Source organism: Lysinibacillus sp. 2017, assembly GCF_003073375.1.
GTDB lineage: Bacteria > Bacillota > Bacilli > Bacillales_A > Planococcaceae > Solibacillus.
On the sequence record NZ_CP029002.1, the window covers coordinates 2,338,992 to 2,352,341 of the forward strand.

The 13,350-nt window shown below is 35.8% G+C and carries 15 protein-coding genes; 5 read left to right on the plus strand and 10 right to left on the minus strand.

The genetic code is table 11. From position 1 onward, the window contains the following. Positions 1-48: 48 nt before the first annotated feature. The 4 genes from DCE79_RS11355 to DCE79_RS11370 form a co-directional block, all read right to left on the minus strand. Positions 49-1,608, minus strand: a complete 1,560-nt coding sequence (locus DCE79_RS11355; protein ID WP_108713161.1) for a hypothetical protein — start codon at positions 1,606-1,608, stop codon at positions 49-51. Then, complete coding sequence (locus DCE79_RS11360; RefSeq protein ID WP_159083098.1) at positions 1,601-2,113, minus strand: sigma-70 family RNA polymerase sigma factor; 513 nt, start codon at positions 2,111-2,113, stop codon at positions 1,601-1,603. The genes DCE79_RS11355 and DCE79_RS11360 overlap by 8 nt, the downstream gene beginning before the upstream one ends. 126 nt (positions 2,114-2,239) lie before the next feature. Beyond that, a complete protein-coding gene (locus tag DCE79_RS11365) occupies positions 2,240-3,310 on the minus strand; it encodes a DUF2812 domain-containing protein (protein ID WP_108713163.1) in 1,071 nt (356 codons plus the stop codon). Then, the gene (locus DCE79_RS11370) at positions 3,307-3,630 is read right to left on the minus strand and encodes a PadR family transcriptional regulator (RefSeq protein ID WP_108713164.1); all 324 of its coding nucleotides are present in this window, start codon (positions 3,628-3,630) and stop codon (positions 3,307-3,309) included. Before DCE79_RS11370 ends, DCE79_RS11365 begins: the two co-directional genes overlap by 4 nt. 267 nt (positions 3,631-3,897) lie before the next feature. On the opposite strand from DCE79_RS11370, the gene DCE79_RS11375 reads away from it, so the two are divergent. Beyond that, a complete protein-coding gene (locus DCE79_RS11375) occupies positions 3,898-4,233 on the plus strand; it encodes a hypothetical protein (protein WP_108713165.1) in 336 nt (111 codons plus the stop codon). 245 nt (positions 4,234-4,478) lie between these two features. On the opposite strand, the gene DCE79_RS11380 is transcribed toward DCE79_RS11375, so the two are convergent. Together DCE79_RS11380 and DCE79_RS11385 are read right to left on the minus strand one after the other, a co-directional pair. Next, the gene (locus DCE79_RS11380) at positions 4,479-5,447 is read right to left on the minus strand and encodes a hypothetical protein (protein ID WP_108713166.1); all 969 of its coding nucleotides are present in this window, start codon (positions 5,445-5,447) and stop codon (positions 4,479-4,481) included. Between the two features lie 243 nt (positions 5,448-5,690). Continuing rightward, entirely contained in the window at positions 5,691-6,641 is a 951-nt protein-coding gene (locus DCE79_RS11385; RefSeq protein ID WP_108713167.1) for a sensor domain-containing diguanylate cyclase, read from the minus strand. 277 nt (positions 6,642-6,918) lie between these two features. Here DCE79_RS11385 and DCE79_RS11390 point away from each other — a divergent pair, with 277 nt between their 5' ends. Both DCE79_RS11390 and DCE79_RS11395 read left to right on the plus strand, forming a co-directional pair. Next, positions 6,919-7,476, plus strand: coding sequence for a helix-turn-helix domain-containing protein (locus tag DCE79_RS11390; protein WP_108712468.1), 558 nt, complete (start codon positions 6,919-6,921; stop codon positions 7,474-7,476). Beyond that, positions 7,416-8,303 carry an IS3 family transposase gene (locus DCE79_RS11395; RefSeq protein WP_108711351.1) on the plus strand — a complete coding sequence of 296 codons (888 nt, stop codon included), beginning with the start codon at positions 7,416-7,418 and terminating at the stop codon, positions 8,301-8,303. The genes DCE79_RS11390 and DCE79_RS11395 overlap by 61 nt, the downstream gene beginning before the upstream one ends. Before the next feature lie 724 nt (positions 8,304-9,027). Here DCE79_RS11395 and DCE79_RS11400 read toward each other — a convergent pair. The 4 genes from DCE79_RS11400 to DCE79_RS11415 all read right to left on the minus strand — a co-directional run bounded on the left by DCE79_RS11400 (position 9,028) and on the right by DCE79_RS11415 (position 12,050). After that, a complete protein-coding gene (locus DCE79_RS11400; protein WP_108713168.1) occupies positions 9,028-9,756 on the minus strand; it encodes a DUF2087 domain-containing protein in 729 nt (242 codons plus the stop codon). Positions 9,757-9,872: 116 nt separating this feature from the next. Further along, on the minus strand, positions 9,873-10,112 hold the full coding sequence (locus tag DCE79_RS11405; RefSeq protein WP_108713169.1) for an NUDIX hydrolase: 240 nt from the start codon (positions 10,110-10,112) through the stop codon (positions 9,873-9,875). Then, positions 10,109-10,873: a class I SAM-dependent methyltransferase gene (locus tag DCE79_RS11410; RefSeq protein ID WP_108713170.1), complete on the minus strand. Its 765-nt coding sequence runs from the start codon at positions 10,871-10,873 to the stop codon at positions 10,109-10,111. Before DCE79_RS11410 ends, DCE79_RS11405 begins: the two co-directional genes overlap by 4 nt. Positions 10,874-11,033: 160 nt before the next feature. Continuing rightward, a complete protein-coding gene (locus tag DCE79_RS11415; protein ID WP_234417256.1) occupies positions 11,034-12,050 on the minus strand; it encodes a DUF2332 domain-containing protein in 1,017 nt (338 codons plus the stop codon). A 92-nt stretch (positions 12,051-12,142) separates the two neighbouring features. Between DCE79_RS11415 and DCE79_RS11420 the strand changes: the two genes are divergently transcribed. Together DCE79_RS11420 and DCE79_RS11425 are read left to right on the plus strand one after the other, a co-directional pair. Further along, positions 12,143-12,595: a cAMP-binding protein gene (locus DCE79_RS11420; protein ID WP_108713171.1), complete on the plus strand. Its 453-nt coding sequence runs from the start codon at positions 12,143-12,145 to the stop codon at positions 12,593-12,595. Positions 12,596-12,946: 351 nt separating this feature from the next. Then, positions 12,947-13,327: a response regulator transcription factor gene (locus tag DCE79_RS11425; protein WP_159083099.1), complete on the plus strand. Its 381-nt coding sequence runs from the start codon at positions 12,947-12,949 to the stop codon at positions 13,325-13,327. Positions 13,328-13,350: the final 23 nt, after the last annotated feature.

Below are 13,350 nucleotides of genomic sequence, written 5' to 3' on the forward strand. Positions count from 1 at the left end.
ATTCAATAAATAAAGAAAGCAATCACAAATTTGTGACTGCTTTCTTTGTTAATTTCGGTTATCTGAAACGGTTGTGTACCGTACTTTCCAAACGCCATCTTCTTGAATCATTGGGAGCTTAAACAGCAGATTCCTTGCTTCATCATTATACAGTTCGAGCTGATTTTCCTTTTCGTTCAATGTCGAATGTTGTGTATAATACAGTTTCACAAGATTATGCTGCAACATGGTTTGTGTTTGTGTTTTTTGAAGCTGGTGCCACTGTTCATACATTGGTGTTTCCTCGTCTTGCTGTGCATACATCGCATACATCGTTTCGTAATCTTGTAGATACGCTGCATAATAGTAGATAATCGCAATATCCTGTGCTGATGCCCCTTTTAAAAATCTCTTCAATTCATGTTCTGCGTATTCAGATGTTTTCATCTCTTGCACATCTTTCTGTACCACGCGGAACATATTCAATTCATCTTGTTTCATCGTATTTGTCACACCGTTTAAATCATAGCCTAGTACATAGCCTTTAATCGCCGTTTTTGCAATTGGCCCTTTAAAACCATCACTGCCCCAGTTATCAGGATGGACAAATACTTCATCACGCTTTGTCACTGGGAATTCCGTTATTTCCTTACTATAAACTGACGAATCCCCATCATAATTTGCAGTTAAGTAAAACTCATTGGAGATAAAGTCATCTCTTGAAATGATCGTACTTTCATCAATTGCCAATTTATTTTCATCGGTGTCGATAATGCGCGTTACTTCAAGTCCATTATCAGTTGCTATGACGACAACATCGCCTGCGGTATAGGGATTTTCTGCATAGTAATACGGATCATATAATACCGAAAATTCACTATAATCATTGTTACCACGATGCATCGTGTCACGTGTATTATAGAATGATTTTTCATTTGTAATGCCTTCGATAAACGGAATCCCAATTTGATTATTCATCATGCCCAGCTGACCTTGACGTATCAGTTTGCCCTTTATTTCATAATAAACGGGTGTTTGATTTGATTTTGCTTTCGCAAACCACAGTTTTTTTCCGTTGTCCAAGTCATATAAGCTTACTTCCTTATCTCCTACAAAAACCGTATCTACATTGGAGTCATTTAAAATACCATATAAATACTTTTGCCCGGCTAAATCAAGTTGAGCCGATTGATTTTCATAAAAATAATAAGCAAATCGTTCTTCTTTTTTCCAGTTTCCATTTGTTTTTTCTGCATATAGAAATTCATACAGCCATTCATTATTTGATTCAGATTCCCATAATACTTTATTTACAACAAGTGCCGTGTTATCTTTCGTAAATGGCTCAATGATTTTTAGTGTTTCATATGAATAATCTCTAAACTCCTGTTCAATTAATGGCTCGAGTGTGGAAGCGCTATACAATTCCTCTTGTACTTTGTGCTCATCACTCGGTGCGAATAATAAAAACGAACCAATCCCAAGCGCACACATCACAACAATAGCAGGAAGCCACGCACTTTTACGGTTAGTCTTCGAATGAACAGTTTCAATGACACGCTGTTTTCTTTCATCGCTTAACGTTGCGTTTTTAAAAATTTCTTGTCCTTCTTTTTGAAACCTATTCATCCGCGAGCTCCTCCCAACTTTGCAAAGTCGTACGTTTCTTTAACTGTTCGCGTGCCCTTTTCAGACGCGTTTTTACTGTATTTTCCGATACACTTAGTAATGCTGCTATTTCAAGTGTCGTCATGTCTTCATAATAAAAAAGTAAAATACTTTCCCTGTATTTCAATGGTAGCTGCAGCACCTGCTTCATCAATTCACTCTGTTCAACATGCGCTTCAAATTCATACGTTGTCGTTTGTTTTTGTCCGAACAGTTTCGCTACTATTCGTTTTCTTGATGTCCAGCTACGTAAATAGTCGATGCTTTTATGGATCGTCATTTTCGTTAAATATGTTTTAATACTTGCACGTCCATCAAACTGTGTATACGTTTTAAAATAGTGAATAAATACTTCCTGAACAACGTCCTCTGCTGCTGCCCAATCCTTGACGTACATAAAACTCATTTGCAGCATATACGGACTGTATGTATCCATTAAATCGTGCATTTCTTCATTTGTTAACAATAGCGCACCTCCTTCATTCATTACTTTGACGGAATCTACGTAACAAATAGTTTCAAAAAAATGACACACATGATTTCTGTGTGCCACTTTGGATTAATTTTTCGACTTTGCCTTTTTTCGTTGTCATTACAACACCTCATCCAATTTCAACTGCTCTTTTTCTTTTAGATAGCCTTTAAAGGATTTTACCCAAATGAATAGCCACAGGAATAATAGGAACAAATTTAAAGTGAATATAATCGTATGAAACGTAATCTGTTCAAATATGGACAAACCGCTTATAGAAAAGGTTATTATGACATTACATCCAAGCGAAAATAAAAGTAAGCATGTAAAAAATGTTGTGAATTTTAACGACCGCTTTAAAGCTTGTAATTGTTCCGTGACCTCATATGTGAGGCGCGGCTTCTCTTCCCCTTCCTCATAACGCATTGCCCAAATCGTTGGCGAATAAAACGGATTCTTCGAAGTAAACTTTAACAACCAACCCATTTCCTTATGTAACTCAAAATAGTTGGCAGTAATGGTTCTTTCGTAAGCAATTTCATAAGTAATAAATGCGCTTTTTTTCGGAATAAAATAGAAAAAGACATTTGTAGCATGGTCTAATTCATAGCCTTCTTCAAACATTTTCATCAACCATTTTTTCGTTGCGTATGGATGATAAAACCAAGCAGTACGTATCTTTTTTATCGCTTTCTTATTATGGGACAATTCATGTACGCCAAGAAATTGTCGCTCTTTTTTTTGAAACTTTAGTGTTACGAATAAAATAATTGCTAGTAATCCACCATAGCCGATCAAAAACGCAAACAGATTATTATTCAAACTAAGCATAAAAAATAAGGGCAAAAATATCATGGGAGCGAAAAATAAAGCTAGCATAATAAATACATAAAAATGGACGCGTAATCGCTTATACACCTTTTCCTTCGATGGTTTAAGCTTTGCAGATTGTGAATGATAAATCGTCCACTTACCAGTACTTGATGCTTCCTGCCACCCTGCTTGTGCTACTTGTTCTTTATTCGAACGGTAGTCAATAACATAATTTTTTTCACAGCGTTCCCCTTGTTCAAACACAAACTGACGCTTCATTTTGATTCGCTTCAAATGATAGCCCCGCGCCGACATTTCATGTAGCCATTGCTCTGTTTCTTCTACTCGATAACTCCAAAGCGGTCGCCATTTTTTCATACTTCCCCCTCCTCAAAGCGTAAAATATTGGCATGTAATTCATTGATACGTTGCATTTCTTGCTGTAATACTTGCTTACCAAGTGTCGTTATTTCATATATAGTTTTTCGTTCTTCATCAGAAAATAATTGAATCAATCCGTCTTGCTGCATTTTTGTTAATGTACCGTAGATTGTACCGGATCCGAGTTTTAACCGACTATTTGTTAATGCCTCAATATTTTTAATAATGCCATAGCCATGCCGAGGCACTCTTAATGAAAACAAAATATAAAACGCTGTCTCTGTCATCGGATGATATTTTTTTAGAATTTTATCCATAAGTCCCTCCACTATGTCGTAGCTCGACTATATCACGACGCGACATATAATTTCAATTATATTCCAATAAATTATTTCCACAACTTCTCCTTTGCATTCTGAATCACTCGCGTTCTCCAGTTAGAGCTTGGCTACGAGGTAAAATAATCGGAAACGCCCCTTCTGAACTATGATCAGAAGGGGCGTTTTTTGTAATCTTCACAAAAAGTAACCTTTTATTTCCATTAGCGTCTAATAAAAACAAATTCATTGAAGGGAGCTTTTATCATGACCTTGACCTTACTCCTTGCTCTAATCGCCATGATCTTACTTTTAATCATTCCAGTTACATTGATGTTCGGTACGATTCACAAGCCACCTATGCGAATTTCTTATGTATTTATTGGTTTTTATATACTGCATTTTATTCTTTTGGTGAGTAACCTTTATGCAAAGTTTCCTGTAATCATTTGGCAAGTTTCTACTGTTTTGTTACTACTTTTTGGCCTCATACTATTCACTTTAGAATTCAAGCGTAACAAAGCAATTGCGTTAACATTACTTTTATTAATTTACATTCTCGGTGCACTTGCCCTACTTTTGGCATTCATTAGTTCCATGTAAGTTCTGTATAGTTCCCGTTTGGCTTTCAACGCCTCTTATGAACGTTCTATGCCCCACTGCCTCATCGTAGATCAATCAGGTGAACATTATATGAATGAATCCGAATCCTATGTAGATGCGGGTCACGCCATTTTAGAACGTCAAGACTCACATGGAAAGGAAATCGTCCAGCTATTATTTAATTAGCTAAACGATTTTATGAATCCTAAATAGCGTCTTACATTTCTACTTCCCTATACATATTCTTAATCATTCCACGTAAACGTATAATGATCAAACGTGTTCTTTATTATTTCAAAATACTCGTCAACTTCTTGTACCGCCTTCATTTTTTCTGGGTCATCATTCGAGTAGTTGGCAATGGCCTCGATGTACGCGTCAATAGACACACGTGCAATCTCCATTCCTACCGTACGCTCTAACTCATTAAAAATTGTCCAATAGCGCTCTTCCAATCGAAGTCCATATGGATATGCTCCTGTTGTAAAAATATAGTCTCCCTCAGCATCCATAGTCACAGTTAAATAGTCTACTTGTTGGCTAAATGACAGGGTTGGCTGGGGATCCATTGGTTGCAGGTCTTTTGGTATTTTGCTTGCTAAATTGTCTAGTTGTTCTTCCGTAATCCCCGTATATGGTAGATAATTTAATGCCACTTCAGTTTCAGCGAATGCACCATCTTCATCTAATCCTATTCTTTTTTCAAACAAGCTAGCATATTTTGCATCATATTCTTTTCCCAATATTAAATAATTTAAATAATCTTCCTCTGTAATATCCAACATTTCAAAAAGCTCATCAAAATAATCTTGCAATAGTGGATTATTCATTTCATTTTGCATTAAGCCTTCACTTGCAGAACGATTTAGCTCTGTACGAAAATCATCCCAAATATACCCATTGTTTGTTAAATGATAGATAAGCGCTTTTTGTGCAATAATACTTTTCAAACCAGCGTATTTTGCTTGCTCTTGCGAAAGTATAAATTCACCTCGATAGAAAAATTCAAATGCAGCAACGTCGGCCATCCAAATCGGAAATGGTTCCTCTTCTTTTATTTCTTCTAATTCCATCTCGTCTACTTCTTCGATATCATGCTGCTTTACATCCGTATCTTCACCTAAAATGATTAGAATTCCACTAACTCCACCCACTAAAAAAATGAGGGATAGAATAAATTTTAGGACTGTTTTCTTCGATTGCTGTTGCATCATCATTTTCCCTCTCTTTCTCTAACTTAACAATTCGATATTCTATGCTAAAATACCTTTTTACCGCTATATACGAATAAATTTTTAAACGTTTAGAAAAACAAATCCCGCAAAACTATGTCTGTTCTTAAGTGAATCCCCTTGAAAATCCATACTTTTTTGCCACAAAAAAAGCCTATCCCTAAATGTCAAAATCGACTTATTAAAGACAAACTTTAAAAATATATTCAAATTTCTTTATACTAGTCAAACAAACATTGCTTCTTTATTTAAATTTTTTTGAGCATACATGATTTGATCTGCTTCACAAAATAGCTGTTCCATCCTACCTAAAGAGTTTTCACTATAAGTACAGCCTAAGGAAACGTTCACTGAAGAGGTTGTTGTTGCATTATATTTCTCGATTTCAAAAACAATTTTCTCCATTAATTGGTCCACTTCAAATCGATTGAAATACGTTACTAACAAAGTAAACTCGTCTCCACCGATTCGACTAACAATTACTTGATCACTTGAGAACTGATTAAAAATAGTTGAAGCTGTTTTAATTATTACGTCACCTTGCAAGTGACCATATTGATCATTTGTCCATTTTAAATCATTCAAATCACCAACAATGATTGCTACGGGAGCGTTTTCCTCTTGATCAAAATGTTTCATTTTCGCTTGGAAAAATTCCCGATTATATAGCCCCGACATCGTATCAACATGCGCCTTATACTCTAACTGTTGTTGAAGCACTCTCTTTTCCTGAACATTTCGAAGCACACCAATAAGTGCATTTAACTTACCATCTTTATAAATCGGCGTTACATATTCTTCAAACCAAATATAATCGCCATTTTTATTTCTAAGTCGGATTTGAATAGGTTTTGAATAGTCTAATAGTCCAGACACCTTTTGATGACTAACTTGTAAGTCATCTGGATGAAGAAAATCAAAAAAGTTCTCTGGATTCTTCACTTGTTCTTCATATGTATTTGCACCTAAAACCTCGTCTATACTTTTACTCAAATATATATACTTCATTTTAGGGCTCACTTCTCCGTAATATGTAATATCGTGTATATTTTCAACTGCGTGAAGTAATGGTTTCAAAAGATCTACTTGCTGTTGTAATTTTTGTTTTTCTAAAATAGTTTTTATCACAATAATGACGAGAATAATACATAAACTTGAAACAGCTAATAACCCCATACATTTCCTCCTGAAAAAGCGCAGTGTATTACTTTATGACAGCGCACTATATGAAAGCTCAATAATATACTATATATTTTTATATTTGCTGAAAATTATATTACACTAGTTTACAACAAATGTAAATATACCTATATATTTAACAGATTAATGGTTCATCACCGTAACATGGGGTGGATTTTAATTTGTATTCGTTTTGTCTAGCTATTGGCGGGCTACGGCATGAGGTACTGCACCCCAAAAGTTAGAGCTAAAAACGAACTTTTGGGGTGATGTTATGCCTAAGGCGAAGTATAGTGAAGAATTTAAATTAAAGGTCGTTCAGGAATATTTAAATGGCCCATATGGTTATCGATTAATTGCAAATAAATATGCACCACTTGTACCCTCACAAGTAAGACGTTGGGTAAGCGCCTATAAAGCATTTGGGCGAAATGGGTTAGCGGTGAAAAAGAAGGATCAAGTTTATTCTGTTCAATTCAAGTTAAATGTACTAAACTTTATGAAACAAACAGGTGCTTCTTTACAGGAGACAGCGATTCAATTTGACTTGAACGACCCTAATTTGGTCTCGAAATGGAAAGCTAAATTTTCAAAGGAAGGTATAGAAGGCCTGGAACGCGTGAAAGGATGGCCAACTATGCCTAAAAAAACAAATAAAACGAAACAAGAAATAATGTCACGCGAAGAACAGCTAGAACGAGAAGTGGAACTACTTCGTTTAGAGGTCGCTTATTTAAAAAAGTTGAGGGCTTTTCGGGAGAACCCAAAAACATTCCTCGAAAAGCACAAGCAACCATTGCCTTCGAGCTTAAAGAAGAAGGATTCCGATTAATCGATGTCTTAAAACAAGTAGCGATTCCAGAAGCAACGTACCATTATCACATCAAGCAACTCAAAAACGAGAACCCGGATGAAGCTTGGAAAGCCTTGATTTTAGAGACGTTTGAGAAACATGAAGGGCGATATGGTTACCGTCGGATTCATGCGGAATTAAAAGCACAAGGGTACATGGTTAATCACAAGAAAGTACAGCGCCTCATGCAGGAATTGAACTTGAAATGTGAGAAATTTGTACGCAAGTCACGCTATAAATCGTATAAAGGGACTGTTGGAAAAGTGGCTAAAAACCGTATGAATCGTCGCTTCAGTACACCACATGCCTTACAGAAAGTCGTAACGGACGTAACAGAGTTCAAGTGTACAAATGACGAAAAACTGTATTTAAGTCCGCTTATGGACTTATATAATGGAGAGATAATTGGATTTAGTATCTCAAAACGGCCGACACTAGAGTTCGTCATGGCATCACTGAAACAAGCGCTCCCAGTCCTACAGGATGGCGCAAACTATCGAATAACAATTCACTCTGATCAGGGCTGGCACTATCAACATAAGGCATGGGTACGCACGTTAAAGCAGAACAAGATTTTCCAAAGCATGTCTCGCAAAGCAACTTGTGCAGATAATGCGGCCATGGAAAACTTCTTTGGCTTATTGAAACAAGAAATGTATTACGGTGAGGAATTAACCTCTTATGAAGCGTTAAAGAAGAAAGTCGAAGACTATATCGATTACTATAATAACGAACGAATTAAACAGAAACTGGGTGGCATGAGCCCAGTAAAATACCGAACTCATGTCAACCAATTAGCTGCATAATAAAACTCTAACTTTAAGGGGTCACTACCTGACCGCATTATGGCCACGTGGTACGTGTCCATACTACTGTCTTTAATGGCGCATGCAAGGCCCTCCAATACAAAGTGTCATTCATTTAACCTGGTTAAATGCGTCTGATAATACCGCTTGCGCTATCGCGAGGCGGCGGGGATTGATCAAGTTCATCCTCTATTCTAAGTGAATTTTGAATCCTATTTCGTTATTGAAATGAAAGTGAATGCCATGGTTTCAGTTATGATGAACACTCTTTCATTTAAACTATTTTCACGTTTATAAAAGATACTTTATCGAATAAGCCTTATCTAAAACACCTTATTAGAAAAAAATTTTATTCCAAAATAGAGTGCCGCGAAGCGCAGGGGGCGACCCCTTGGGGATTAAGCGTGCGCGGAATATCCACTTGTTGCTTGCCGCCGTAGAGGCAAGTAACAAGTTAGATGGAGCCACGCCCCCAGGAAAGCGTCCCCCGTAGCGTAGCAGAACGGACTAGATTAAAAAGGAATCACTTTGAATTCTAAAGTTATGTCATCTCCAACTTATGGTGATGAGCCAGATTAATACATGATTTCAATGCAGAAAGATGCAACAATTCATCTTTTGAAGTGTTACATCTTTACATGGATAACCATTATATTAAAATACACAACTACCAATTTATCAAAGGTCTTCATTTAAAGAGTTTCGCCTGAATCCCCCTAAATATTTAGCCCTTTACCCAATAACTAGCCCCGTTATCACTACGTTCCATAAAGCCGTACTCAATTAAATGACGGCGTAGTGACACGAAATCTGCATTGACCACTTTTAATAGTTCATTTACTTCTTTTTCTGAATACGTTTTCCCCTTTTCAAAACGTAATAAAATGTGCTGCAATATAATAAGCTTTTTCTTTTCTTTACTAGGAATCGTATCAATTCCACCATCTAAACCGTTTTTAAAATAAGTTTTTAACACCTTTTCACGCTCTGCTTGTTCAATCCCGTAACGTTCGTCCACTTGTCTCGCTCCTTTATGTACCGCGTATTTTTGCGGATCTTTTAAAATTCTCATTAATGCTAAAAATAATTTCGCTTGTCTTTCCTTTTCACGCAGCTTAAATCGATGCTGGCGTACAGTGGATACACTATTAACGCTACTATTTTTAACGATCTCTTGATCACCAGTTTGGTCATAAAAATGCGTCATCATTTCGATTTGCACATCTGATAAACCCGTCAACTTTTTATCTAGCTGCAAAATTGCATGAAATGGTGAACTGTGTTTTGCTACGATGTGCTGTTTCACCATACCCTCAGCTGATAAAAATCGCCCTTCAATCGGAAATACCTCATGCTCATAAAACTTTTCTTCACAAAACAAACAGCAAAAATGATTCTCTTCCACTTGGTAGCCTTGGATTAAATGCTCAACCTCAATATTTTGTAATTCCATAAACAAAACTCCATTTCGTTTATTAATTTAAAACAATTATATAATTTGTTTATTTATTTGTAAACAAAAAGAGAGATGTTACAATTCAAATGAATCGTAAGCTCTCCCTTTTATCATTATTTAATTGCTTCCTGTACTGCCCAGCAATGATGGTCGAAAATCAATTTCCGTATTGCTTCATGAATTTCTTCCCAAACGACAAAATGCTCCTCTAAGCCGCCACCAGGAAGAAAATAATCATTTTTTTCATTCCTAATAATTGCCACTTTATTTTGTGAAGCGTTTAAAATGACGCCATATGCAGCTACTCTATTTAGATAAGGTTTATTCCCCTCCAGTATACCGAATGTTCTCATTCCGATTCACCTTCAATATTTGAGGAAATCTTTTTCGCTCTAACAATTAAAAAAGACGGTCGCCGAAATTCTTTTTGAATACTTGGTAACTTTTCAATTGCCTCGTTCGTCGGTGTGGGCTCAACTATTTTTTCAATTTGCAAGCCATGTTCAATCAACGTATTCAGTATTGTTGAAAGCGTCCGATGATACATGATCACATTATCAACAAGCCAATTCAACGTACGCATTCCTTCTTGCTGATAACGATCAATCGCAAAATGAAGTAAATTTCCTGCTTCATCTACTGGCCAGTCAACCCCGCCTTTATTCGCTGTTGAGATTGGATGCTCAATTGAAAATAGTAAAGTACCTTCATCACATAATCCCGCGCTGATTTTCTTCATAAGTGTAGTAAAATCAGCCACATAATGAAAAGCTAGCGAGCTACTAATAAAATCAACTTCTCCAATTGGTATGTTCAAATCTTCAACTGCAGAGTTTTTAAAGTATAATCCTTCATGGGTATGTCGTAGTTTTGCTTTAGAAATCATATTGGCGGAAATATCGATGCCTGTAACTTGTTTGGCCCCATTTGTTATACAATACGAAGCAAAATCCCCCATACCACAGCCAATGTCCAACACGACTTTATCAGTTAAGTTTGGAACAAGAGCGATAAAGTTTGGCTGTTCCAATAAATTATTATAATTATTTTCACGTGCTCGTATGGCTTCGTAGCCTTGAAAAAATTGGTCGTTATCATAAATATTTTGTTTCACCGTTGTCCTCGATTCATCATAACGTTATGAAAGATTTGCGCATATTAATTATCACATGGACAGAAAATTATAAATAGACTTATAATTTAATTTTTGATAGGATGTAGATAGAGGCATGTCAACTTTTCAAAATCGCATCATTTTCTATGAAACTTTAGAATTAATTCCAACTAAAATATTTTCCATGTCCATCTGTATTTTTCAGTTCCTTCAAATTTATGATCGATCCCTGCTTAATTAAATCTACATGTAAATTTGTGTCGTACATATTGTTATATACGTGATACAACGGAACATTTCTACTTAACTGACGAATCATAGTTAATAAGCTTTCCTTTAACTCATTTGAAAATTGATTTGCTACATGAGTATGAAAGATTACAATTTGCGAATCGTCATTTCGTATTTCTAAATAATTCGGTATAATCTCTAGAAAATCCCCTTCAACTAATGTCTTCGAACAGTTTATATTTACATCTTTAATCTTTTCTAGGAGCGCCTTTCTTTCCTTATGTTCAGGCCAAATTAAAGATTGCATCCAGCGATAATCATCCTCATGTTCCAACTGAATAATATTCAAATCAATTCCGATACGATTTTGAATGACAAGTTCATTCGAAATATTTAATGGTTGTCCATTATTAATTGAACGAATCGTAATATCACTTGATGAATCCCCCAATATTTTAGTATTGTTTCCTTCAGTAATTTCATAATTGAATAGATCAACACCTAGCAAAATCCCTGCACTCGTTCCAATTTCAATTAGCGTTAAAGGTTTTTTTATGCTTTGATAAATTTCCGCAAAAATTGGGTACAAATAGGATGCTCGATTTATTTCATTTGTTTGAACTAACCTTGTATGAAATAGTTGAATTAATTCATTCTCATATTCACTACATAGCTGTTTCAACAATCGAAAACTTTCTTCTAAGTTCGCTGCTTCCGGATGCATAAAAACTTGAAATAATTCATGTTTTTTTTGTAAAGCAAGCCATTGAACGGAGGCAAAGAATAAATTTGGTTTTGGTTGTGATTGTGGCATTTTTGAAATTAAACTTATTAATCTTTCATCCGATAAGATTTCATTACTCCAATACGAATAAAGTACACTATTCCCTTTTGCTTCTAATTCTGCAAAGCGCTTAAAAATCATGATTATTTTTTCATTTTCCACTTAAATCCCTTCTTTCATTTCGTTTTCAAAATTGTATAATAAATACTACATTATTAAAATGATAGAAATAGAGATAAATGAGGTGAAAGTATATGTTTAAAAATACGAATAAATTATTTCTTATAATTGCGCTAATTATTCTTGTTATTGCAGGGAGATTTATGTTATTAAAAGATGAAGTCGTGGAAATCCCTACTGTAACCGCCGTGACAAATGCTCAAGAGATTGAAACGGTTCGAGGTAGTTATTGCTGGCATTCTGATGGGGAAAGTATTTGTGTGGATACTGCTGCTCCTCATGAAATGATAGTGGAAAAAAAGATGCCTTATATCAAAGTAAAACCGAATGAGGAGATTGCATTTCACTTTAGCCAAAATCCAACAAGTATCACCATCCAACAATGGGAACAGGATTATGATTACAAAGAAATCGCTTCTTCAGAACGCTTTACAGCTCCAGCTGAAAAAGGGAAATACATAATCTCCGCTCTTACTCGATTTTCAAATGGAGACATCACAGATACGATTGCTATTGAAGTGGAATAATTAAAATCTTTTAAAATGAAACAAGCAGTATTCCTTCATAGGGATACTGCTTTTTATGGAATATTTTAAATTTTTATGGCTCTCCACCATAAGTTGGGGATGACAAAACTTGATAGAAAAACGAGTTGATTGGAATGGAGGGAAGGCGACTCCTGCGGGAACAGCACGAGCGGAAAATCCATTTTTTGTGCCGCCGTAAGAGGCACAAAAAATTAGTTGGAGCCGTGCCCGCGGAAAGCGTCCGTACCGGAATGGAAATCAACCCCATGTTACGGTGATGAACCATTTTTATTTAGTTATCAAAAAGAAAACGTTATCATTAAAGTAGTACATATCAAATGGGGGATGGAAATGAACCAAAAATTATTAATCGTCGATGCGGATGTCCAATGGGCAACAACGCTTAAAAACTTTTTAGAACAACATCATTTCGACGTCACGATAGCGCGTTCTGCAGAAGAAGGTAAAAAAAGATTTGTGTCTGACTACCCCTGTATGATTATTTTAGAACTCATTTTACCTCAAATGAGTGGTGAAGACTTCTGTAAATGGGTCCGTCAACAACAAACAACGGATGTTTCGATTATTATGGTCAGCCAAAAACATGCGGTTGAAGATAAAATACATGGACTTACAATTGGCGCAGATGATTACTTAACAAAGCCCGTAGACCTTCATGAATTATTAGCACATATGCAAGCTGTGGGGATTAAGCGTAGCAGAACGGACTAGATTAAAAAGGAATCACTTTGAAT